The organism is Pseudomonas sp. TSO6 (genome assembly GCF_056098905.1).
In genome coordinates, this window is the sequence record NZ_JBLZWV010000061.1 from 165,516 (window position 1) to 187,213 (window position 21,698).

Here is a 21,698-nt window from a genome sequence, read left to right on the forward strand (position 1 = left end):
ACAAGGGCGCCTTGCGGCGCCCTTGTGGCTCAACTTATTCCCACTCGATAGTGGCCGGCGGCTTGCTCGACACGTCGTAGGTAACGCGCGAGATGCCTTCGATTTCGTTGATGATACGGCCGCTGACGGTTTCCAGCAGCTCGTATGGCAGGTGTGCCCAACGCGCGGTCATGAAGTCCACGGTCTCGACGGCACGCAGGGCAACGACCCAAGCGTAGCGACGGCCGTCGCCAACGACGCCAACCGACTTGACCGGCTGGAACACCACGAACGCCTGGCTGGTCTTGTGGTACCAGTCAGCCTTGCGCAGTTCTTCGATGAAGATGTGGTCGGCGCGACGCAGGATGTCGGCGTATTCCTTCTTCACTTCACCCAGGATGCGCACGCCCAGGCCCGGGCCCGGGAACGGGTGGCGATAGACCATGTCGTACGGCAGGCCCAGTTCCAGGCCGATCTTGCGCACTTCGTCCTTGAACAGTTCACGCAGCGGCTCGACCAGCTTGAGGTTCATTTCCTCCGGCAGGCCACCCACGTTGTGGTGCGACTTGATCACGTGGGCCTTGCCGCTCTTGGCGCCAGCCGACTCGATCACGTCCGGGTAGATGGTGCCCTGGGCGAGGAACTGGATGTTATCCAGCTTGCTGGCTTCGGCGTCGAAGATGTCGATGAAGGTCCGGCCGATGATCTTGCGCTTCTTCTCCGGGTCGGCTTCGCCTTCCAGGTTGTCGAGGAACTGCTTTTCAGCGTCGGCGCGGATCACCTTGACGCCCATGTTCTCTTTGAACATGGCCATCACCTGGTCGCCTTCATGCAGGCGCAGCAGGCCGTTGTCGACGAAGACGCAGGTCAGCTGGTCGCCGATGGCGCGGTGCAGCAGTGCGGCAACCACCGAGCTGTCTACGCCGCCAGACAGGCCCAGCAGGACGTTGGCCGAACCGACTTGCGCACGCACCTGGGCGATGGCGTCTTCAACGATGTTGGAGGCGGTCCACAGGGCCTCACAGCCGCAGATGTCCTGCACGAAACGGGACAGGATGCGACCGCCCTGCTTGGTGTGGGTCACTTCAGGGTGGAACTGCACGCCATAGTAGCCGCGAGTATCGTCGAACATGCCGGCGATCGGGCAGCTCGGGGTGCTGGCCAGTACATGGAAGTTGCCCGGCATCTGGGTGACCTTGTCACCGTGGCTCATCCACACATCCAGGCCCAGCACGCCGTCGGCGTCAACGTGGTCTTCGATGCCGTCGAGCAGGCGGCTCTTGCCGACCACGTCTACGCGGGCATAACCGAATTCACGCAGCTCGGAACCTTCGACCTTGCCGCCCATCTGTTCGGCCATGGTCTGCATGCCGTAGCAGATGCCCAGCACCGGTACGTTCAGGTCGAACACGGCCTGCGGGGCACGCGGGCTGTTGGCTTCGTGGACCGACTCGGGGCCGCCAGCGAGGATGATGCCGCGCGGGTTGAATTCGCGGATCGCTTCATCGTCCATGTCGAACGGGTGCAGTTCGCAGTACACGCCGATTTCGCGCACGCGGCGGGCAATCAGCTGGGTGTACTGGGAACCGAAATCGAGGATCAGGATGCGGTGAGCGTGAATGTCGAGGGCCATGACTCAATCTCGTCAGTGGAAATCGGAAACGACGCGGGGCTGTCGTGACAGCCCCGCATCCTTATATTGCTGGAAGCCTCAGCCTACGCGGTAGTTAGGGGCTTCTTTGGTGATTTGCACATCATGCACGTGGGACTCGGCCATGCCGGCACCGGTGATGCGTACAAATTCCGGCTTGGTGCGCATCTCTTCGATGGTTGCGCTGCCGGTGTAGCCCATGGACGAACGCAGGCCGCCCATCAGCTGGTGGATGATCGCGGCCAGGGCGCCCTTGTAAGGCACGCGGCCTTCGATCCCCTCAGGAACAAGCTTCTCGGCGCCGGCCGAGGAGTCCTGGAAGTAACGGTCGGACGAGCCTTGCGCCTGTGCCATGGCACCCAGCGAGCCCATGCCGCGGTAGGCCTTGTAGGAACGGCCCTGGAACAGTTCGACTTCACCCGGGGCCTCTTCGGTACCGGCGAACATCGAACCCATCATCACGCAGGACGCACCGGCAACGATGGCCTTGGACAGGTCACCGGAGAAGCGGATACCGCCGTCGGCGATCAGTGGCACGCCAGTGCCTTCCAGTGCAGCGGCGACGTTGGCGATGGCGCTGATTTGCGGCACGCCGACACCGGCAACGATACGGGTGGTGCAAATGGAGCCTGGGCCGATACCGACCTTGACGGCGTCAGCGCCAGCTTCGGCCAAAGCCTTGGCTGCGGCGCCGGTGGCGATGTTGCCGCCGATCACCTGCACTTGCGGGTAGGTTTCTTTAACCCAGCGAACGCGGTCGATCACGCCTTTGGAGTGACCGTGGGCAGTGTCGACAACCACCACGTCAACGCCAGCGGCAACCAGGGCGGCAACGCGCTCGCCGGTGTCCTTGCCGGTGCCGACCGCAGCGCCGACGCGCAGACGACCCTGGTCGTCCTTGCTGGCCAGCGGGTAGGCCTTGGCTTTTTCGATGTCCTTGACGGTCATCATGCCCTTGAGGCTGAACTTGTCGTCGACGATCAGGACTTTTTCCAGACGGTGCTTGTGCAGCAGCTCGCGGACTTCGTTCTTGTCGGCGCCTTCGCGGACCGTGACCAGACGCTCTTTGGGGGTCATCACGTCGCGGACCTTGGCGTCCAGGCGGGTTTCAAAGCGCACGTCACGGGAGGTGACGATACCGACCAGGTCGCCGTTCGCCAGCACCGGAACACCGGAGATGTTGTTCAGGCGGGTCAGGTCGAACAGGTCACGCACGGTGGCGTCGGCTTCGATGGTGATCGGGTCCTTGACCACGCCAGCCTCGAACTTCTTGACCTTGCGTACTTCGCCGGCCTGCTGTTCGATGGTCATGTTCTTGTGGATGATGCCGATGCCGCCTTCCTGGGCCATGGCAATGGCCAGACGCGCTTCGGTCACGGTATCCATGGCGGCGGAAACCAGCGGAATGTTCAGCTCGATGCCACGGGTCAAACGGGTCTTGAGACTGACTTCATTAGGCAGTACCTCAGAGTAGCCAGGTACAAGGAGGATATCGTCGAAGGTCAGGGCTTCTTGGCTGATACGCAGCATCGCGGGGGCTCCCGGGCGGGAAAAATGGAAGCGCGCCATTATACTCATGCAGGGCGCGCCGCTCAATGCAAAATAAGGGCCTTCGGTCAGCCTTGTGGCACTTTTACCTGCACCACGGCCACCGGCTGGTCGAGCCAGTCGGCAAAGCTGTCGAGAAAGGCCTGGGTAAACCCGGCCTCGCCCCAGTTGTTGAAGATGAACCCCAGGTTGGAAAAGGCACATGGCTGCAGGTAAATGAAGCCATTGATGTCATCTTCAAAGCCGCACAGCGGGCAGGTGAAGTTGTCGGTTACCGTCGGCGTCCACTCCTCCAGGCTTTCGAACAGCGGCTCGCCCACCTCGCGCCGGCACTCCGGGCAACCGGCTTCTTCGAGAAAGCCTTCGGTGGGGGTGTAGATGCAGCGCTTGAGCACCACCTCCATGCCGTTGACCTGCTGGTCGAAGGGCAGTTTTTCCGGGTGGAGGGCCACCTTGCGCGCCCCGGCGGCAAGGGCATGGCCCATGCGGTTGCCGGTGCGGCCACAGGTGGTCAGCTGCTCTTCGACGACCTTCTCGCGCACCAGCCAACGCAGGATGGCGCGGGCGCGGGCTTCATGCACCGGGACGGTGGACAGCTTGGGAACGATGATGCTCTGGGTGTTCATGTACGGGACAAGCCTGAAAAACGCCGGTAATGACGCAATTCTACCGCTCAGGCGCTCATGTAGCGACCAATCAACGCCAGCCCACTGGCCAGCACCAGCCAGGTGACCAGGCGAACAAAGGCTTCACGGGACAGCCGGTTGGTCAGCCGGCGCCCCACCCAGAGGCCGACGAACATGACTGGCAACAAGCAGGCGGCGAGCAGCAGCAGGCTTTGGTCGGCATACACACCGGCGATCAGGAACAGCGTCAGGCGTACGACCGTGCTGCAACTGATCAGCGCGCTCTGGGTGGCGCGTACCTGTTCCTTCACTTCCAGCCGTGCGCTCAGGTAAAGGGCATAAAGAAACCCGCCGCTGCCGAACAGCGCCCCGAACAACCCGCCTGCCGTACCCATAGGCACCGCCCACAAGCTCGACAGGCTGGCGGGCCGCACTTTCACTGCCAGCCCGTACAACGCATAGGCGGTCACGAACACCCCCATCAACAGCAGCAAAAGGTCGGACTTCAGTTGCAACAGGAACACCACGCCCAACGTGCAGCCCAGGGCCATGAACGGCAACAGCCGTAACAACTCGCTGCGCACCACATCCCGGCGCGACGGCAGCAGGTTGCCGAACGCGGCAACAAAGTCCAGCAGCACCAGCAGCGGGATGATGCGTGACAACGGCATGAAATGGATCAGTACCGGCCCGGCCACCAGCGCGGTACCGAAACCGGCAATACCAAAGACGATGTAGGCAACACCAACACCCAGCAGGATGGGTAACCAGTCAAGGCCGGAAAAAGACAGTTGGGCAAGCATGGCAGCAATTCCTGGGAAGACAGGCCAAGGTTAGCCAGCGATGACCCATGCCGACTAATATGGCTTTATCGCCAAAGCCATCTCGAAAAGGCATGACATGACGTCGATCCGCCAGTTGCGTTACTTCGTGGAAATCGCCGAGTGCGGCAGTTTCAGCGCTGCCGCCGAACGGCTGTACATCGCCCAGTCGGCGCTTAGCAGGCAGATAAAGGAGCTGGAGCAGCAACTGGGCACGCCGCTGTTCGAACGCACGGCACGCCTGCCGCGCCTGACGCTGGCCGGCCAGGCCTTTCTGGAACGGGCACGCCGCTTGCTGGCCGACCTGGCGCAAGCTGAGCGCGTAACGCGCGACATTGGGGAGGGGTTGCAGGGCAGCCTGCGCCTGAACCATTCCAGTACCGTGCCGCTGACCGGCACGCTGCTGGCTCGCCTGGGCAACTACCTGAAAGACAACCCGGGGGTTTCGCTGGAGATCGCCCAGCAGTCTTCGGAGGCACAGCTGGAGGATATTGCTGCCGGGCGGCTGGACATCGGCCTGCTGCGCTTGCCAGTGCTGCGTCAGCACGAAGGGCTGGCGCTGCACGAACTGTTCAGCGAACCCTTGTTGCTGGCGGTTGCTGCCGGGCACCCCTTGGCCAGCGCGCCACGGGTGAAGCTGGAGCAGTTGAGGGACGAACGCTTTATTTCCATCCCGCATCGGGACCGTGGCGGGCTGAGTTACCTGTCGGCTTCGCTGTGCATGGAGGCGGGCTTTTTCCCGCAAGCCGCGCAGGTGCTGTCGCGCAAGACCACGCAGTTGCAGCTTATTCAGGCCGGGTTCGGGGTAGCGCTGTTACCGCAGTGCATGCGCGAGATTGCGCCGGCTTCAGTCAGCTTCGTAGCGCTGGAGGGTGATTGCCAGAGCACAGTGGCACTGGCCTGTCGCCGTGATGCGGGGCAGATGGCACGGCAGTTCGTGGCGGCCATGCAGGACTGAGACTTGTGGAAGCAACCGCATCACCCGGTAGGAGCAGCCTTGTGCTGCGAAGAGGCCATTGCAGCCGAAGATGATCATTAGCCCTACCGGCCGCTTCGCAGCACAAGGCTGCTCCTACAGGGACCGCGACAAGCCTGATGACAGGGCCGGGACAGACAACCGGGGCCGATGTCCTTTATGATGCCTGCCATGATCAAAGACCCCTTCGAACGACTCGGCCTGGACCGTGAGGTCCTTACCGTCAGCCAACTCAACGGCCGCGCCCGCGTGCTGCTGGAAGACGTGTTCCGCAGCGTCTGGGTGGAAGGCGAAATCTCCAATCTTGCCCGCCCGGCATCCGGCCACATGTACTTCACCCTCAAGGACAGCGGCGCCCAGGTGCGTTGCGCGCTGTTCCGGCAAAACGCCACGCGGGTGCGCCAGGCTCTGCGCGACGGCCTGGCGGTGCGGGTACGCGGCAAGGTTTCGCTGTTCGAAGGGCGTGGCGACTACCAGCTGATTCTCGACACCGTCGAGCCAGCCGGTGACGGCGCATTGCGCCTTGCCTTCGAGGCGCTGAAAGAAAAGCTCAGTGCCGAGGGGCTGTTCAGCACCGAACGCAAAAAACCGCTACCGGCCCATCCTCAACGGATCGGCATCATCAGCTCGCCTACCGGCGCTGTGATCCGCGACATCATCAGCGTGTTTGGCCGCCGAGCCCCACAGGTGGAACTGAACCTGATCCCTACGGCGGTTCAGGGGCGCGAAGCCATCGCGCAGATCGTGCGCGCCATTCGCCTGGCCGACAGCCTTGGTTTCGATGCGCTGATCCTGGCCCGGGGTGGTGGTTCGCTGGAAGACCTGTGGTGCTTCAACGAAGAAGCCGTGGCGCGTGCCGTGGCCGCTTGCGTAACCCCTATTGTCAGCGCCGTGGGCCATGAAACCGACGTGTCGATCAGCGACTTCGTCGCCGACGTACGCGCCCCCACGCCGTCTGCCGCGGCCGAGTTGCTGGCGCCCGACAACAGTGGCTTGCAGCAACGGCTGGACGGCCTGCAACGGCGCCTGTTGCTGCGCATGCAGAACCGTCTGACCCATGACCGCCTGCGCCTGGAGTCACTGACCCGGCGCCTGCGTCACCCGGGCGAGCGCCTGCGTCAGCAAGCCCAGCGCCTGGACGACCTGGACATGCGCCTGCGCCGCGCCTTCATGCTCAGCCTCAACCAGCGCCGCGAGCGCCTGGCACGCATGGACACCCGCCTGGCCGCGCAGCACCCGGGGCGCAACCTGAAACTGCTGAGCCAGCGCCTCGACAGCCTGGCCGAGCGCCTGCCCCGGGCCATGCGCGATGTGTTGAAAGACCGTCGCCAACGCTTCCAGGCCCAGCTGCAAACCCTGCAAGTGGTCAGCCCGCTGGCCACCCTCGCCCGCGGCTACAGCATCCTGCTGGACGACCAGGGCCAGGCCATTCGCAGTGCCGAACAGACCCGCAACGGCCAGCGCCTCACCGCCCGCCTGAACGAAGGCGAACTGCAGGTGCGGGTCGAAGACAACCACCTGACCCCGGTCACTCTTTCACTACTGGACTGACACATGCCCCGCCTGCTCGCGCCCCTGCTCGCCCTCTCCCTCCTGCTGCTGGCTAGCGGCGCCCAGGCCAGCTATATCACCCGCACACTGAACAAGCCGGTGCCGGGTGGCGTGGCGGTGGTTGACCTGGGCCCCGCCGCCAGCGCACCCAGCGCCCGTTTCGACGGCAAGCCGGTGCTGGTGGTGAAGGAGCAGGACAACTGGCTGGCAATCGTCGGCATCCCCCTGACCCAAAAGCCGGGCACTGCCGTGCTGAACCAGGACGGCCGCACCCTGCCCTTCAGCGTCGGGAGCAAGAAGTACCCCGAGCAGCGCATCACCCTGAAGAACACGCGCCAGGTGAACCCGAACCCGGCCGACCTCAAGCGCATCGACCGCGAGCTGGCCGAGCAGATCAAGGCCTACCGCAGCTTCAGCCCCGCCCTGCCGAGTAACCTGATCCTCGACAAACCGGTCAATGGGCCACTGTCGAGCAAGTTCGGCGTGCGCCGCTTCTTCAACGGTGAAGAGCGCAACCCGCATGCAGGGCTGGACTTCGCGGTACCTGCGGGCACGCCGATCCAGACCCCGGCCAATGGCAAGGTGATCCTGGTGGGGGATTACTTCTTCAATGGCCGAACGGTGTTCGTCGACCATGGGCAGGGCTTTATCAGCATGTTCTGCCATATGTCGAAGATCGATGTGCAGGTGGGGCAATCACTGCGCCGTGGTGAGGTGGTAGGGCGCGTGGGTTCGACCGGGCGGGCAACCGGGCCGCACATGCACTGGAACGTCAGCCTGAATGATGCGCGGGTGGACCCGGCGATTTTCATTGGTGCGTTCCAACCCTGAAGCTGCGGCGCCTGCTTCGCGGGCATGCCCGCTCCCACAGACACTGCGCCGTACCTGTGGGAGCGGGTTCACCCGCGAAGAGGCCAGCACTGTCAGCACCCATACCACTGGGTTGCGCCATCGAAAAATACTGCGCAAAAATCAAGAAACACTCAGCAAATTACAGCCATAAAATCTCGCCCAATCGCTTTTTTTAAGCATTTCTCTCAATTTTTCCTGGACACTTGCCATCCCTCACCTCTCTGGTTAGGGTTGAAGGCATGAAAACCTTCAGCACCCTCATCCTGCTCCGACAACATCGCAGCCTCTGCCTGGTCAGCGCCCGACTACCAGGCTGAATCGCGTCGCCTCGCCTCTTCATCTCGTTATTGCTCGGCAGGCCCGATCTCGGCCGCACACAAAAGGATTGCTTCCATGTCCATGCTCAAAGACCCTTCGAAGAAGTACCGCGCTTTCCCGACCATCGACCTGCCCGACCGTACCTGGCCGTCGAAGACCATCACCGCCGCGCCGATCTGGTGCAGCTCCGACCTGCGTGATGGCAACCAGTCGCTGATCGAGCCGATGGATTCGGAGAAGAAACTGCGCTTCTGGAAGACCCTGGTGCAGGTGGGCGTGAAGGAAATCGAAGCGTCGTTCCCGTCTGCCTCGCAGACCGATTTCGACTTCGTGCGCACCCTGATCGAGGACGGCCACATTCCGGACGACACCACAATCCAGGTGTTGACCCAGGCCCGTGAAGACCTGATCGCACGCACCTTCGAATCGCTGCGCGGCGCGAAGAAAGCCATCGTCCACCTGTACAACGCCACCAGCCCGTCGTTCCGCCGCATTGTCTTCAACCAGGACAAGCAAGGCGTGAAGGACATCGCGGTGAACGCGGCCAAGCTGTTCGTCAAGTACGCTGCCCAGCAGCCGGAAACCCAGTGGACCTTCCAGTACTCGCCCGAAACCTTCAGTGCCACCGAGATGGACTTCGCCAAGGAAGTTTGCGACGCGGTCATCGAGGTATGGAACCCGACGCCTGAGCACAAGATCATCCTCAACCTGCCGGCCACCGTGGAAGTGTCCACGCCGAACATCTACGCCGACCAGATCGAATGGTTCTGCCGCAATGTCAGCCGCCGCGACAGCGTGATCATCAGCCTGCACTGCCACAACGACCGTGGCACCGGCATCGCCGCCACCGAGCTGGGCCTGATGGCCGGCGCCGACCGGGCCGAAGGTTGCCTGTTCGGCAACGGCGAGCGTACCGGTAACGTCGACCTGGTGACCCTGGCACTGAACCTCTACACCCAAGGCATCGACCCGTTGCTGGACTTCTCCGACATCGACGGCGTGCGCAAAGTGGTCGAAGAATGCAACCAGCTGCCGGTGCACCCACGCCACCCGTACGTGGGCGACCTGGTCCACACCGCGTTCTCCGGCTCGCACCAGGACGCCATCCGCAAGGGCTTCGCCAAGCAGCAGGAAGGCGAACTGTGGGAAGTGCCATACCTGCCGATCGACCCGGCCGACATCGGCCGCAGCTACGAAGCGGTAATCCGCGTCAACAGCCAGTCGGGCAAAGGCGGTATCACCTACCTGCTCGAGCAGGAATATGGCATCAGCCTGCCGCGCCGCATGCAGATCGAGTTCAGCCAGGTGGTACAGGGTGAAACCGACCGCCTGGGCCTGGAAATGACCGCCCAGCAGATCTACAGCCTGCTGCACAAGGAATACCTCCAGGCCAACGCGCCATACGCACTGGTCAGCCATCGCCTGCAGGAAGAAAACGGCCACAGCGCCGTGGAAGTGGAAGTAGCCGGTGAAGGCGAAACCACCCTGCACTGGCGCGGCAAGGGCAACGGTGCCCTCGAAGCCCTGGTAGCCGGTCTGCCTATTGCCGTGGAGATCATGGACTACAACGAGCACGCCATTGGCGCGGGCACCAATGCCAAGGCGGCAGCCTACATTGAACTGCGCGTGGCCGGTGGCCGCCCGGTACATGGTGTGGGTATCGATGAAAACATCACCACGGCCAGCTTCAAGGCCCTGTTCAGCGCACTCAACCGGTCGCTGAGCCAGCAGGAAGCCAAGGCGGCCTGATAGGTGCCACCCACAAAAAAACCGCATCCAGGATGCGGTTTTTTTGTGCCCGAATTTAGTAGCGATTACCGGGCGTATGGTAGGCACCGTAATTGAATATCCATCGGCCACCATTTCCGGGGAAATCATGGCCTTTCATCAATGCTGCCTCTTGAATTTCATCCCACCCGAGCGGCTTCACCGAGTTTTCAGCCGCGACAGTGATGATCGAACTGGTCGCAATCGAGGTCAGAATGCACAGGTCCTCCCTGTCCTCTCTGCCTGCTTTGGAGTAGGTTTTGGTTTTTGCGTACTTGAAGAAGTCTGAGAAGTTTCCGGCGCCCGTTACACAATGCGCATAGACCATGTGCATCTGATAAAAGTTAAAGATGCCCGGCCCTTCCATCTCAACTTTTCGGGTGCGCGAACTCGAGTTACTGATGCCCTCGGTCGTAGTGGATGTCAGCTTCCCACCGACCACACTCCCCAGAAAGCCTGCTCCCAGGTTGATTTCAGCTTCCACAGAAGAGGAAAACGAGCGGCTATAGCCTTCCACCGTTGACACTTCTTCGGTGTGCGTTACGCTACTGGGAACCCGCGCCATCCCCACATACTCCAGATACGCCAGTATCGGTGTAGAGTAAGTACCCCAGTTCTGGTTGACGAGATACATGTCACCATACACCGTGTCACCAAACAGCCAGCACCCAGGATTGACCTTGCCGTCAAAACCATACAGATACGATTCTATTTCATAAGCCCCGCGCTTATGAGGAAAATCGCCAATCGTCCTGATCATTTCTTTATCGATGAAGCTCATACGGCGCCCCTGCTTTACATTCAAGATTGAAGCGCCATCGTAATCGTCACCCCCCGGTTCAAGAATCGGGAAAGGCTTCATGCACCGGCCGCCCGGTCACAAAAAAAACGCCCATAAAAAAAGGAGCGCTGACCAAGCGCCCCTCAATCCATAAAGCACACAACAAATTCAGTTGGCTTCCAGCAATGCCATCGCCTCCGCGCTGCACGCTTCGATCCGCGCCCAGTCGCCGTTCTTGATCCAGCTGCTGTCGAGCATCCAAGTCCCGCCCACGCACATCACGTTGGGCAATGCCATGTAGTTACGCACATTGGCCGGGTTTACGCCGCCGGTTGGGCAAAAGCGAATATCGCCAAACGGGCCACCAAAGGCCTTGATCGCGGCCACACCGCCGCTGATTTCTGCCGGGAACAACTTGAACCGGCGGTAGCCCAGGGCATAGCCCATCATGATTTCGGAGGGCGTACTGATGCCTGGCAGCAGCGGGATTTCGCTGTCCACGCCCGCCTCGAGAATGTCCTGGGTAATGCCCGGGGTGACGACGAACTGCGCGCCGGCAGCCTCGACGGCGTCGAACATGCTGCGATCCAGTACGGTGCCTGCGCCAACGCACAACTCCGGGCGCTGCTCACGCAGCACCTGGATGGCCTTGAGCCCATGCTGGGAACGCAGGGTCACTTCCAGGGTACGGATGCCGCCGGCGGCCAGGGCATCGGCCAGCGGCAGGATGTCTTCCTCACGGGCGATGGTAATGACCGGCAGGATGCGCGCCTTTTCGCAGATGGCATCGATCCGGGCGGCCTTGTCGGCCATCGAGAGCTTTGGCTGTGGGCGTTCGAGGGTGGTCATGACAGTGGATCCTTGGCTCATGGGCACCAGTAGATGTCCAGGGGGTCGTGAAGAAAAGCGCGAATCGGCATTTCAGTAAGGTCGTTGCCAGCCAGCGCGGCGCGCAGGGTAGCGAGTTTGCCCGGCCCTTGCACGGACAGCGCGATGAAGGCGGCACTGGCCAGCAGCGAGCGGGTCATCGAAAGGCGCTGGTGCGGCACGCTCGGCGCCAGCAACGGCAGGCAGCGACGCGTGCTGGCCAGGTCCAGGCCTGCTTCCAGGTTGGGGCTGGCGGGGAACAGCGAGGCGGTATGGCCATCGTCACCCATACCCAGCACCAGCACGTCGATCGGCGGCAGCCCGGTCAAGGTCTGGTCGGCCTTGAGCGCAGCGGCATCAAGGTTTTCCGCCTGCTGGTACAGGCCAACAAAGCTGGCCTTGGCCGCCGCACCCGTGAGCAGGTGGCGGGCCAACAGGCCAGCGTTGCTGTCAGCATGCTCCACCGGCACCCAGCGCTCATCGGCCAGGCTGACGGTAACCTTGGCCCAGTCCAGGGGCTCACTGGCCAGTTTCTCAAGGAATGGCACCGGGCTGCGGCCACCAGACAGCACCACGCAGGCCTGGCCCTTGGCAGCAATGGCTGCATGAAGGCGCTCGGCCACATCATGGGCCAGGGTTGCAGCCAGCGTCTTGGCGTCGGCCAGCTCGTGAACCTTCACGGCTGCCGGCAATTTCAGTTCAGATATCCCCATACCACGCCCTCCCATCGCGTGTGATCAATGCAATCGAGCTCATCGGCCCCCAGGAGCCCGCCGCGTATGGCTTGGGCGCATCGCCCGCATTACGCCAGCCGGCGATCAACTGGTCGCACCACTTCCAGGCATATTCGATTTCGTCCTTGCGCACGAACAGGTTCTGGTTGCCACGCATCACTTCGAGCAACAGGCGCTCGTAGGCATCCGGAATCCGCGTACTGCGCCAGGTGTCAGAAAAATTGAGCTGCAACGGACCGCTGCGCAGTTGCATGCCTTTGTCCAGGCCCTGCTCCTTGGTCATCACCCGTAAAGAAATGCCTTCGTCCGGTTGCAGGCGAATGATCAGCTTGTTACCGATTTGCAAACGCTGTTCCGGGGCGAAGATGTAGTGCGGCGTTTCCTTGAAGTGGATGACGATCTGCGACAGCTTCTGCGGCATGCGCTTGCCAGTACGCAGGTAGAACGGCACACCCGACCAGCGCCAGTTGCGGATATCGGCACGCAGGGCGACGAAGGTTTCGGTGTCGCTGCGGGCGTTGGCGTTGTCCTCTTCCAGGTAGCCAGGTACCGGCTTGCCCTCGCTGTAGCCGGCAATGTACTGACCACGCACCACTTGGGTGCTCAAACCCTCGCCCGTGATCGGCGCCAGGGCCTTTAGCACCTTCACCTTCTCGTCACGAATGGCATCGGCGGACAGCTCGCTGGGCGGGTCCATGGCGATCAGGCACAGCAACTGCAGCAGATGGTTCTGGATCATGTCGCGTAGTTGGCCGGCCTTGTCGAAGTAGCCCCAGCGGCCTTCGATACCGACCTTCTCGGCAACGGTGATCTCCACGTGGGAGATGGAATTCTGGTTCCACTGGGTTTCGAACAGGCTATTGGCGAACCGCAGGGCAATCAGGTTCTGCACCGTCTCCTTGCCCAGATAGTGGTCGATACGGTACACCCGGTTTTCGGGGAAGAACCGCGCCACGGCATCGTTGACCCGTCGCGACGACTCCAGGTCGTGGCCAATGGGCTTCTCCAGCACCACCCGGGTACGCGGGGCCAGCCCGGCGTTGTCGAGGTTTTCGCAGATGGCCCCGTACACCGCTGCCGCCGTGGCGAAGTAGGCGATCAGCGGCAGGTCGCCCGGCAACTGCTCGGCCAGGGCCTGGTAACCCTCAGGTTGCAGGAAGTCCAGGTGCTGGTAGCTCAACCGCGCCAGGAAGCGGCCCAATGCAGCAGGCTCGATATCGGCCTCGGGCACATGCCGGCGCAGGTGGGCTTCGATGCTGTTCAGGTGCTCCTGCGCGCTGCCTGCCTCACGGGCCAGCGCCAGCAGGCGGGTGTCCGGGTGCAGCAGGTTGGCCCGGTCGAGCTGATAGAGCGCAGGAAACAGCTTGCGCAACGCCAGGTCGCCAAGGGCGCCAAACAGGGCAAACGTGCAAGGATCGACACTGATCGCAGCCATGATGTAGGTTCTTTCCTAAAGTTGGTCTAGGAATACCGCTTTCGAATACGGTTTTCAAGGGATAATGTAGTAAAAACCACAACATTACACACAAGTATTACAGATAAGTGGTGCGCCACCCGCACCGACAGTACGATAGACGACCGTGCAAAAAGCCTGCTGCTTCGTCAGCCGGCTGTCTTCCCGACCCAAGGACACACCCATGGACCGCGTGCGAAACCTCCTGGAACAGATCCAGGGACGCCTCGACGAGCTGAACAAGGCCGAACGCAAAGTCGCCGAAGTCATCCTGCTCAACCCGCAACAAGCCACCCGCTTCAGCATTGCTGCGCTGGCCCAGGCGGCCAAGGTCAGCGAACCGACCGTCAACCGCTTCTGCCGCTCGTTTGGCGTCAGCGGCTACCCCGAACTCAAGCTGCAACTGGCACAGAGCCTGGCCAGCGGCGCCGCCTACGTCAGCCGCGCGGTAGAGGCCGACGATGACCCGGCAGCCTACACCCAGAAGATCTTCGCCAGTGCCATCGCCTCGCTCGACGGCGCCTGCCAGCAACTGGACCCGCAGCAGGTCAGCCGCGCCGTGGACATGATGATCCAGGCCCGGCAGATCCACTTCTTCGGCCTGGGCGCCTCGGCCCCGGTGGCCCTGGACGCCCAGCACAAGTTCTTCCGCTTCAACCTGGCGGTGTCGGCCCACGCCGATGTACTGATGCAGCGCATGCTGGCCTCGGTGGCCCACACCGGCGACCTGTTTGTGATTATTTCCTACACCGGGCGCACCCGCGAACTGGTCGAAGTGGCCCGCCTGGCCCGTGAAAACGGCGCCTCGGTGCTGGGCCTGACCGCCGCAGGCTCGCCGCTGGCCAACGCCTGCAGCCTGAGCCTGCACATCCCGTTGCCGGAAGACACCGACATCTACATGCCGATGACCTCGCGGATCATCCAGCTGACCGTGCTCGATGTGCTGGCCACTGGCATGACCCTGCGCCGCGGCGTCGACTTCCAGCCGCACCTGCGCAAGATCAAGGAAAGCCTGAACGCCAGCCGCTACCCGATCGAGGACGACGAACTCAACTGAGCCGGTGCGCCTGCAGGCGCAGGTGGGCACGCTGCCCCGGCGCCAGGCTCAGGCCCTCGCCACTGCCGCTGGCGGCCTCGACGCAGACAAAGCGCTGGCTTTCACGGCCGGTCACGCCCATCAGCGGCCGGTTACCCGGGTGCCAGACTACGGTGTCGTCGCTGTCGCCAGTATCGATGCACAGCTCGCGCTGCCAGGCCGGGTCCTGCAGCTGCACCCTCGGCGTGCCGGGGTAAACCTTCTGACAGCCGCCCTTGAGCTTCAGCGCGCCCTCTTCACGGCAGGCCTGGCGGTTGAGGCGGTCGTAACCTTCGATATCCTCCAACCCGGACAGCGCTACCTCGGACACGTCGCTGATACGCCAGTACGCCAGCAGCGCATGGCTCAACTGGCAGGGTTCGCTGTCCTGGTGCTCGGTGCTAAGGCTCAGCTCCATACGGCTGCCCAGCCTTGCGTGCAGGTCGACCTGCCAGTCGCACAGGTCCAGGCGCCACTTCAAGGTCACGCCCTCCTCGTCTTCGCGGCTGTCCACCAGCTTCCAGTCCAGCAGGCGCGCCCAGCCATGGGCCGGCCACAGGTCCTCACTAGGGTGACGGCCATACCACGGCCAGCACACCGGCACGCCGCCACGGATCGCCCCCACCTGCGGCCACTGCTCGGCGCACCACAGCCAAGGCCGTTCACCTGCCGGCTGAAAGTGCAGCAGCTGCGCGCCCTGGCGGCTGAATACCGCCTGGCAACGGGGGTGATCGATGATCAGCACATCGCGCTGCTGGTAACGCTCCCACTCGAATGTCGGCCTTGGCCGCTGCGAGGAAAAGAAGCGATGGAGCGGATGTTCGGGCATGGTTCAGAGCTCTTGTTGTTTGAGATAGCGCTGTCTCGGCCTATCCCCGACAACCACTGCAGGCCAGTGGGTGCCGGGAACCGAAAAGGGATTGGCGTAAATTTACAACAAATGCCCTCAGAATGACGACTGAATCTTCAAGCCTGCGACCAGCGCGTTGTCCACTTCGTCCACCCCGCCCGGGCTCTTGATGTACTGCAGGTTGGGCCGTACGGTCAGCCAGTTGGTGACGTGGAAGCCGTAGTAGAGCTCGGCGTTGTACTCGGTGCGTTGCAGCGGAACGAAACCTGGGTTGTCGTAATCGTTGATACCACTCTGGGCATTGAGCAGTTCGGCGCGCTTCTTCACGTCGTCATTCACATGAATACGCGCCACACCGAAGCCGATGTCATCCTTGGGCCGGGCGTCGAAGGCGCCTTTGTAGACCAGCCCCACCTGCTGGTAGTTGTCGACCACGTTGGTGGCCTTGTCGTGCACGGTGAAGTTGGCGAAAAGGCTGAGGCCGCGGTTGACGTCGCCACCTTGGGCGGTGACCTGCTGCTGCGCCACTACCCACCAACCGTGCTTGCTGGAATGCGACTTGAATGCCCCGCCAGTCAGCGCCTGCGGGTTGCCGTTGACGTCGTCGAACACATCGTCGGCCTTGGCCGTGCTGTAGTAGTAACCCAGGCGGTACTCCCCCGGCAGGCCGTTGACCTTGGGCGACCACACCGCCTCCACCGGCAGGATTGCCCCCTTGGTACCGCTGCCGCTGAGCTTGAAGCCATTACCGGTTTCCAGGTTGGAGGGGTTTTGCTCGAAGGCGCCGACCTGCACGAAGAATTCCGGGGTGATGTTGTACTTCACCCGCAGCGCCCACTGGCTGACCGGCCAGTTGTACCAGATGCCGCCCACCCAGTTGCCCACTTGCGAGCCGCAGAAGGCCAGGTTCTGGAAGTCGCACGGGAAGCTGTTGAAGTCCTCGCCCTCGCCAAAGCGGCCGAATTTCACGTCCAGCGCGCCGTCGAAGTACTTTTGCTTGATCCACATCTGGGTCAGGCGCCAGGTCTGGCCGCGGCCCCACACCTCCTGCACCGAGCTGAACTGCCCAGCGCGCGGGTCGCTGATGCGGTCGTTGGACAGGTTGCGGCCGCTGCGCTCGGTGATCGCCAGCTTGAACTCGGCATCGTGCCAACCAAAGATCTTCTGCAGGTCCAGGTGTGCGCCAAGGGCAAACTGGTCGCTGTAGCGTGCAGTCTTGTCGTCGTTGTAGCCACCGTGCAGGTTGCCGGCCACCTCCCCGACGTAGTCGAGGGTGAAGTCGTAGCCCTTCTCCAGCAACTCGGTACGAGTGCCGCCCCAATCCCCGGTCATCCATTTCGATTCGCTGGAAAAAGCCTCGGCAGCCTGCGCGCCGCTGCTGCCGACAACGGCGAGCAAAGCCAGCGAGCCCAATGTCCTGATACGTTTGCGCTGTTCCATCCCTTTGCGTCCTCTTTTTTCTTATTGATGGTGTAGACGAGTCAACGGCCTTTCAAGTGAGCCACGTTGTCCTTTGCGGTTGCGACGATGCTGGCCAGGCGTATGCGCTTGCCACTGTCGGCGTCGAACAGCAGCACCCGGGCCGGGTCGAATTGCAGGTTGAGGGTGTCACCCACGCTGCACGCCACATCCGGCGCAAGGCGGCAGCACACCTTGGTCTGGTTGAGGGTGACAAACACCAGCAAGTCGGGCCCGGTAGGTTCGGTAACCTGCACCTCGGCGCGAATACCCGGCAAGCCATTGCCCTGCGCAGCGCCCAGGGCGATCTGCTCAGGGCGGATGCCCAGGATGATCTCGCGGCCATCCAGTTCGTCAGCTGCCAGCCCCAGGGGCAACTCGCAGCGCGCCTGGCCGCTGTCGAGCAGCGCCAGCAAGCGGCCATCCTGCCTGGCCAGGCGCACCGGAATGAAGTTCATCGGCGGCGAACCGATGAAGCTGGCGACAAACTGGTTGGCCGGGTCGTTGTAGATCTGCTGCGGGGTGCCGAACTGCTGGATGATGCCGTCCTTCATCACCGCTACCTTGTCACCCAGGGTCATGGCCTCGATCTGGTCATGGGTGACGTAAACGGTGGTGGTCTTCAGGCGCTGATGCATCAGTTTCATTTCGGTGCGCATCTCGACCCGCAGCTTGGCATCGAGGTTGGACAGCGGCTCATCGAACAGGTAGATCTTCGGCCGCCGCGCCAGCGCGCGACCCATCGCTACCCGTTGTTGCTGGCCGCCGGACAGCTGTGCCGGCTTGCGCGCCAGCAGGTGCTCGATCTGCAGCAGCTTGGCGACCCGCGTCACTTCTTCATCGATGGCCGCCTGCGGCATCTTGCGGATCTTCAGGCCAAATTCGATGTTCTCGCGCACGCTCATGGTTGGGTACAGCGCGTAGGACTGGAACACCATGGCGATGTCACGGTCCTTGGGGCTCATGCCGCTGACGTCCTGCTCGTCGATGAGGATCGCACCGCCGGTGATCTGCTCCAGGCCGGCGATACAGTTCATCAGGGTGGATTTGCCACAACCGGAGGGGCCAACCAGGATCAGGAACTCGCCATCTTTGATCGACAGCTGGATGTCCTTGAGGGTGTCCGGCAGGCCGCTGCCGTAGGTCTTGTTCACATTGCGAAGTTCGAGCGTAGCCATGACTTACCCCTTGACCGCGCCGGCCGTCAGCCCGCGCACGAAATATTTGCCTGCCACCACGTAGACCAGCAGGGTTGGCAGGCCGGCGATCATGGCTGCCGCCATGTCGACGTTGTATTCCTTGGCCCCGGTGCTGGTATTGACCAGGTTGTTCAGGGCCACGGTGATCGGTTGCGAATCACCGCTGGAAAACACCACGCCGAACAGGAAGTCGTTCCAGATCTGGGTGAACTGCCAGATCAGGCAGACCATGATGATGGGCGTGGACATCGGCAGGATGATGCGCCGGAAGATGGTGAAGAACCCGGCACCGTCCAGGCGCGCGGCCTTGACCAGTGCATCGGGGATGCTCACGTAGAAGTTGCGGAAAAACAGCGTGGTGAAGGCCAGGCCATAGACCACGTGCACCAGCACCAGGCCGCCGGTGGTGCTGGCCAGGCCCAGCTTGCCGAGGGTGAAGGAAGCCGGCAGCAGCACGGTCTGGAATGGCAGGAAGCAGCCGAACAGCAGCAGGCCGAAGAACAGCTGCGAGCCGCGAAAGCGCCACATCGACAGCACATAGCCGTTCAGCGCGCCAAGGGTGGTGGAGATCAGCACCGCTGGCACGGTGATCATGATCGAGTTCCAGAAGTAACCGCTGACCGTGCCCCAGGCCTTGACCCAGCCAATGCCGGTAATCACCGCCGGCCAGCTCAGCAGGTTGCCGGTGCTGATGTCTTCGGGGGTCTTGAAGCTGGTCAGCAGCATCACCACCAGCGGCACCAGGTACAACAGCACAGCGATCAGCAACACCGCGTGGATGGTGATGCGGCTGAGGCTGAGCGCCGGTTTGTCGACAGGGCTATGCATGGCGTTTGCTCCGCAGCTCCGAGTACAGGTAAGGCACGAGGATCGCCAGGATCGCCCCGAGCATGAGGATGGCGCTGGCCGAGCCCATGCCCATCTGGCCGCGGCTGAAGGTGAACGAGTACATGAACATTGCCGGCAGGTCGGACGAGTAGCCCGGGCCACCGGCAGTCATCGCCGCCACCAGGTCGAAGCTCTTGATGGCAATGTGCGAAAGGATCATCAGTGCACTGAAGAACACCGGGCGCAGGCTGGGCAGCACCACGGTCCAGTAGATGCGCGGCAGGCTGGCGCCATCCATCTGCGCCGCACGGATGATCGACGGGTCGACCCCGCGCAGGCCGGCCAGGAACATCGCCATGATGAAGCCCGACGCCTGCCACACGGCAGCGATCACCAGGCAATACACCACCCGGTCGGGGTCGATCAGCCAGTCCAGCCGAAAGCCCTCCCAGCCCCAGTCGCGCAACAACTTGTCCAGGCCCATGCCGGGGTTGAGCAGCCACTTCCAGGCGGTGCCGGTAACGATCATCGACAACGCCATGGGGTACAGGTAAATGGTGCGGATGAAGCCCTCACGGCGGATGCGCTGGTCCAGCAGCACCGCCAGCAATACGCCGATGGCCAGGCTGATGGCGATGAACAGGCCCCCGAACAGCAGCAGGTTCTTGCTTGCCACCCACCAGCGGTCGTTGTCGAACAGCCGCGCGTATTGCGCAAGGCCGGCCCATTTGTAGGTGGGCAGGAACGTCGAGGTGGTGAAGGACAGCACGAAGGTCCAGAGGATGTAGCCGTAGAAGCCCACCAGGACGATGAACATGCTGGGGGCCAGCACCAGCTTGGGCAGCCAGCGCTGAAGCGCGTCCAGGGGTGAGGCCCGCAGTTGGGCGGTAGTCGTGGTCATGGTTCAGATCCCCGTTCCAGAAACGGCACGCACTTCTGTAGGAGCAGCCTTGTGCTGCGAAGAGGCCATTGCAGGCACAGCAATGCCTCAAGCCATCCCGGCCCTTTCGCAGCACAAGGCTGCTCCTACAGGATGATTGTCAGCTTTACTGGGCAGCCTTGATCGCCGCCGCCAGCTTCTTCGCCGCATCGGCCGGGTCGGCCTTGGGGTCGTTGATGTAGTTGGTCACCACATCGAAGAACGCGCCCTGCACGGCCAGCGTGGTGGCCATGTTGTGCGCCATGCTCGGCTGCAAGCCGCCATTCTTGGCGTCGGCCAGGAAGTCCCTGGCCGACGCCTGCGCGCAGGCATCGAAGCCATACTTGCCCATGTCGGCAAGCATGTCGTTACGCACCGGGATCGACCCCTTGTTGCCGCTGAAGACCTTCTGGAAGTCCTGGCCCAGCACTTTGCGGGCAATGTCCTGCTGGCCGGCAGACGTGCCGGCGTTGTTCTGCTTGAACACCACCAGCGAGTCGATGTTGTAGAGGAAGGCGTTTTCGGTACCGGGGAACGGCACGCACTGGTAATCCTTGCCGGCGGTTTTCTTGGCCAAGGTCCATTCGCTCTTGGCCCAGTCGCCCATGATCTGCATGCCGGCCTTGCCGTTGATGACCTTGGCCGCTTCCAGGTTCCAGTCCTGGCCTTTGCCATCCGGGTCCATGTAGGTGGCGACCTTTTTCAGTTCGGTCAGCGCCTTGACCATGTCCGGGCCGGTCAGGGCGGCGTTGTCGAGATCGACCATGGCCTTCTTGTAGCCCTCGGCGCCCATCACCGACAGCACCACGCTTTCGAACACGGTGCTGTCCTGCCACGGCTGGCCGCCGTGGGCGAGCGGGATGAAACCGGCGGCCTTGAGCTTGTCGGCAGCAGCGTAAAATTCGTCGAGGGTGGCGGGCGCCTTGTCGATGCCAGCTTTCTTGAAGGCTTCGGGGTTGATCCACAGCCAATTGGTACGGTGGATGTTTACCGGCACGGCGACATAGTCACCGTCGTACTTCACGGTGTCGGCGACCTTCTTGTCGAGCAATGCGTCCCACTTTTCCTCCTTGGCCACCTCCTTGAGCACATCGCCGTCGAGCAGGCCGGTGGCCGCCCAATCCTGAATGTCTGGCCCTTTGATCTGTGCGACACCCGGCGGGTTGCCGGCTACGGCGCGGCTCTTGAGCACGGTCATGGCCGTGGCACCGCCACCGCCAGCGACGGCGCCATCCTTCCAGGTAAAGCCGTCTTTTTCGACTTGGGCCTTGAGCACATCGACAGCCGCTTTTTCACCACCGGAGGTCCACCAGTGCACCACCTCGACACTGCCTTTGGCTTCGGCAGCCTGGGCACTGAGCGGAAGTAAGGAAGCCAGGGAAATTGCGGCAGCGAGACGGAGCGTGGGATTCATCGAAGCACCTTTCTTGTTGTTATGCCGTGCA

Annotated in this window: 19 protein-coding genes; 5 read left to right on the forward strand and 14 right to left on the reverse strand. The window is 62.5% G+C overall.

Features of this window, described 5'->3' with window-relative positions; translation table 11 throughout:
• Positions 1-34 precede the first annotated feature (34 nt).
• The 4 genes from guaA to ACN6NG_RS24020 all read right to left on the reverse strand — a co-directional run bounded on the left by guaA (position 35) and on the right by ACN6NG_RS24020 (position 4,607).
• On the reverse strand, positions 35-1,612 hold the full coding sequence (gene guaA / locus ACN6NG_RS24005; RefSeq protein ID WP_016501266.1) for a glutamine-hydrolyzing GMP synthase: 1,578 nt from the start codon (positions 1,610-1,612) through the stop codon (positions 35-37).
• 78 nt (positions 1,613-1,690) lie between these two features.
• Complete coding sequence (guaB, locus tag ACN6NG_RS24010; protein WP_016501267.1) at positions 1,691-3,160, reverse strand: IMP dehydrogenase; 1,470 nt, start codon at positions 3,158-3,160, stop codon at positions 1,691-1,693.
• An 86-nt stretch (positions 3,161-3,246) separates the two neighbouring features.
• Entirely contained in the window at positions 3,247-3,804 is a 558-nt protein-coding gene (locus tag ACN6NG_RS24015; RefSeq protein WP_474316596.1) for a sugar ABC transporter ATPase, read from the reverse strand.
• A gap of 47 nt (positions 3,805-3,851) precedes the next feature.
• A complete protein-coding gene (locus ACN6NG_RS24020) occupies positions 3,852-4,607 on the reverse strand; it encodes a sulfite exporter TauE/SafE family protein (protein ID WP_474316598.1) in 756 nt (251 codons plus the stop codon).
• Between the two features lie 97 nt (positions 4,608-4,704).
• Between ACN6NG_RS24020 and ACN6NG_RS24025 the strand changes: the two genes are divergently transcribed.
• From ACN6NG_RS24025 to leuA, 4 genes are all read left to right on the forward strand, one after another.
• Positions 4,705-5,583: a LysR substrate-binding domain-containing protein gene (locus tag ACN6NG_RS24025; protein ID WP_474316600.1), complete on the forward strand. Its 879-nt coding sequence runs from the start codon at positions 4,705-4,707 to the stop codon at positions 5,581-5,583.
• 189 nt (positions 5,584-5,772) lie between these two features.
• Entirely contained in the window at positions 5,773-7,152 is a 1,380-nt protein-coding gene (xseA, locus tag ACN6NG_RS24030) for an exodeoxyribonuclease VII large subunit (protein WP_063426450.1), read from the forward strand.
• A gap of 3 nt (positions 7,153-7,155) precedes the next feature.
• The gene (locus ACN6NG_RS24035; RefSeq protein WP_474316603.1) at positions 7,156-7,983 is read left to right on the forward strand and encodes a peptidoglycan DD-metalloendopeptidase family protein; all 828 of its coding nucleotides are present in this window, start codon (positions 7,156-7,158) and stop codon (positions 7,981-7,983) included.
• 414 nt (positions 7,984-8,397) lie between these two features.
• Positions 8,398-10,071, forward strand: a complete 1,674-nt coding sequence (gene leuA, locus ACN6NG_RS24040) for a 2-isopropylmalate synthase (RefSeq protein ID WP_063426448.1) — start codon at positions 8,398-8,400, stop codon at positions 10,069-10,071.
• Between the two features lie 55 nt (positions 10,072-10,126).
• Here the strand turns inward: leuA and ACN6NG_RS24045 are convergent, their stop codons facing one another.
• The 4 genes from ACN6NG_RS24045 to zwf all read right to left on the reverse strand — a co-directional run bounded on the left by ACN6NG_RS24045 (position 10,127) and on the right by zwf (position 13,906).
• Positions 10,127-10,870: a monalysin family beta-barrel pore-forming toxin gene (locus tag ACN6NG_RS24045; RefSeq protein ID WP_063426593.1), complete on the reverse strand. Its 744-nt coding sequence runs from the start codon at positions 10,868-10,870 to the stop codon at positions 10,127-10,129.
• Between the two features lie 168 nt (positions 10,871-11,038).
• Positions 11,039-11,719, reverse strand: a complete 681-nt coding sequence (locus tag ACN6NG_RS24050; RefSeq protein ID WP_063426446.1) for a bifunctional 4-hydroxy-2-oxoglutarate aldolase/2-dehydro-3-deoxy-phosphogluconate aldolase — start codon at positions 11,717-11,719, stop codon at positions 11,039-11,041.
• 17 nt (positions 11,720-11,736) lie between these two features.
• Positions 11,737-12,450, reverse strand: coding sequence for a 6-phosphogluconolactonase (gene pgl, locus ACN6NG_RS24055; protein ID WP_063426444.1), 714 nt, complete (start codon positions 12,448-12,450; stop codon positions 11,737-11,739).
• Entirely contained in the window at positions 12,437-13,906 is a 1,470-nt protein-coding gene (gene zwf, locus ACN6NG_RS24060; RefSeq protein ID WP_016501277.1) for a glucose-6-phosphate dehydrogenase, read from the reverse strand. Before zwf ends, pgl begins: the two co-directional genes overlap by 14 nt.
• Positions 13,907-14,117: 211 nt before the next feature.
• Here zwf and hexR point away from each other — a divergent pair, with 211 nt between their 5' ends.
• Positions 14,118-14,981: a DNA-binding transcriptional regulator HexR gene (hexR, locus tag ACN6NG_RS24065; RefSeq protein WP_169725179.1), complete on the forward strand. Its 864-nt coding sequence runs from the start codon at positions 14,118-14,120 to the stop codon at positions 14,979-14,981.
• Here hexR and ACN6NG_RS24070 read toward each other — a convergent pair.
• The 6 genes from ACN6NG_RS24070 to ACN6NG_RS24095 form a co-directional block, all read right to left on the reverse strand.
• The gene (locus ACN6NG_RS24070; RefSeq protein ID WP_063426442.1) at positions 14,974-15,828 is read right to left on the reverse strand and encodes a D-hexose-6-phosphate mutarotase; all 855 of its coding nucleotides are present in this window, start codon (positions 15,826-15,828) and stop codon (positions 14,974-14,976) included. The two genes, hexR and ACN6NG_RS24070, sit on opposite strands and share 8 nt — an antisense overlap.
• Positions 15,829-15,945: 117 nt before the next feature.
• Complete coding sequence (locus tag ACN6NG_RS24075) at positions 15,946-17,289, reverse strand: carbohydrate porin (RefSeq protein WP_059394649.1); 1,344 nt, start codon at positions 17,287-17,289, stop codon at positions 15,946-15,948.
• A 41-nt stretch (positions 17,290-17,330) separates the two neighbouring features.
• On the reverse strand, positions 17,331-18,485 hold the full coding sequence (locus ACN6NG_RS24080; protein ID WP_063426440.1) for an ABC transporter ATP-binding protein: 1,155 nt from the start codon (positions 18,483-18,485) through the stop codon (positions 17,331-17,333).
• A gap of 3 nt (positions 18,486-18,488) precedes the next feature.
• Positions 18,489-19,334: a carbohydrate ABC transporter permease gene (locus ACN6NG_RS24085; protein ID WP_063426438.1), complete on the reverse strand. Its 846-nt coding sequence runs from the start codon at positions 19,332-19,334 to the stop codon at positions 18,489-18,491.
• Positions 19,327-20,235 carry a carbohydrate ABC transporter permease gene (locus ACN6NG_RS24090; protein ID WP_003255050.1) on the reverse strand — a complete coding sequence of 303 codons (909 nt, stop codon included), beginning with the start codon at positions 20,233-20,235 and terminating at the stop codon, positions 19,327-19,329. The genes ACN6NG_RS24085 and ACN6NG_RS24090 overlap by 8 nt, the downstream gene beginning before the upstream one ends.
• 145 nt (positions 20,236-20,380) lie before the next feature.
• Complete coding sequence (locus tag ACN6NG_RS24095) at positions 20,381-21,667, reverse strand: ABC transporter substrate-binding protein (protein WP_063426436.1); 1,287 nt, start codon at positions 21,665-21,667, stop codon at positions 20,381-20,383.
• Positions 21,668-21,698 lie beyond the last annotated feature (31 nt).

Bases quoted from the DNA above. Each gene is read 5' to 3' on its own strand.
- guaA (WP_016501266.1), bottom strand. From the start codon at position 1,612: ATGGCCCTCGACATTCACGCTCACCGCATCCTGATCCTCGATTTCGGT.
- guaB (WP_016501267.1), bottom strand. From the start codon at position 3,160: ATGCTGCGTATCAGCCAAGAAGCCCTGACCTTCGACGATATCCTCCTT.
- ACN6NG_RS24015 (WP_474316596.1), bottom strand. From the start codon at position 3,804: ATGAACACCCAGAGCATCATCGTTCCCAAGCTGTCCACCGTCCCGGTG.
- ACN6NG_RS24020 (WP_474316598.1), bottom strand. From the start codon at position 4,607: ATGCTTGCCCAACTGTCTTTTTCCGGCCTTGACTGGTTACCCATCCTG.
- ACN6NG_RS24025 (WP_474316600.1), top strand. From the start codon at position 4,705: ATGACGTCGATCCGCCAGTTGCGTTACTTCGTGGAAATCGCCGAGTGC.
- xseA (WP_063426450.1), top strand. From the start codon at position 5,773: ATGATCAAAGACCCCTTCGAACGACTCGGCCTGGACCGTGAGGTCCTT.
- ACN6NG_RS24035 (WP_474316603.1), top strand. From the start codon at position 7,156: ATGCCCCGCCTGCTCGCGCCCCTGCTCGCCCTCTCCCTCCTGCTGCTG.
- leuA (WP_063426448.1), top strand. From the start codon at position 8,398: ATGTCCATGCTCAAAGACCCTTCGAAGAAGTACCGCGCTTTCCCGACC.
- ACN6NG_RS24045 (WP_063426593.1), bottom strand. From the start codon at position 10,870: ATGAGCTTCATCGATAAAGAAATGATCAGGACGATTGGCGATTTTCCT.
- ACN6NG_RS24050 (WP_063426446.1), bottom strand. From the start codon at position 11,719: ATGACCACCCTCGAACGCCCACAGCCAAAGCTCTCGATGGCCGACAAG.
- pgl (WP_063426444.1), bottom strand. From the start codon at position 12,450: ATGGGGATATCTGAACTGAAATTGCCGGCAGCCGTGAAGGTTCACGAG.
- zwf (WP_016501277.1), bottom strand. From the start codon at position 13,906: ATGGCTGCGATCAGTGTCGATCCTTGCACGTTTGCCCTGTTTGGCGCC.
- ACN6NG_RS24070 (WP_063426442.1), bottom strand. From the start codon at position 15,828: ATGCCCGAACATCCGCTCCATCGCTTCTTTTCCTCGCAGCGGCCAAGG.
- ACN6NG_RS24075 (WP_059394649.1), bottom strand. From the start codon at position 17,289: ATGGAACAGCGCAAACGTATCAGGACATTGGGCTCGCTGGCTTTGCTC.
- ACN6NG_RS24080 (WP_063426440.1), bottom strand. From the start codon at position 18,485: ATGGCTACGCTCGAACTTCGCAATGTGAACAAGACCTACGGCAGCGGC.
- ACN6NG_RS24085 (WP_063426438.1), bottom strand. From the start codon at position 19,334: ATGCATAGCCCTGTCGACAAACCGGCGCTCAGCCTCAGCCGCATCACC.
- ACN6NG_RS24090 (WP_003255050.1), bottom strand. From the start codon at position 20,235: ATGACCACGACTACCGCCCAACTGCGGGCCTCACCCCTGGACGCGCTT.
- ACN6NG_RS24095 (WP_063426436.1), bottom strand. From the start codon at position 21,667: ATGAATCCCACGCTCCGTCTCGCTGCCGCAATTTCCCTGGCTTCCTTA.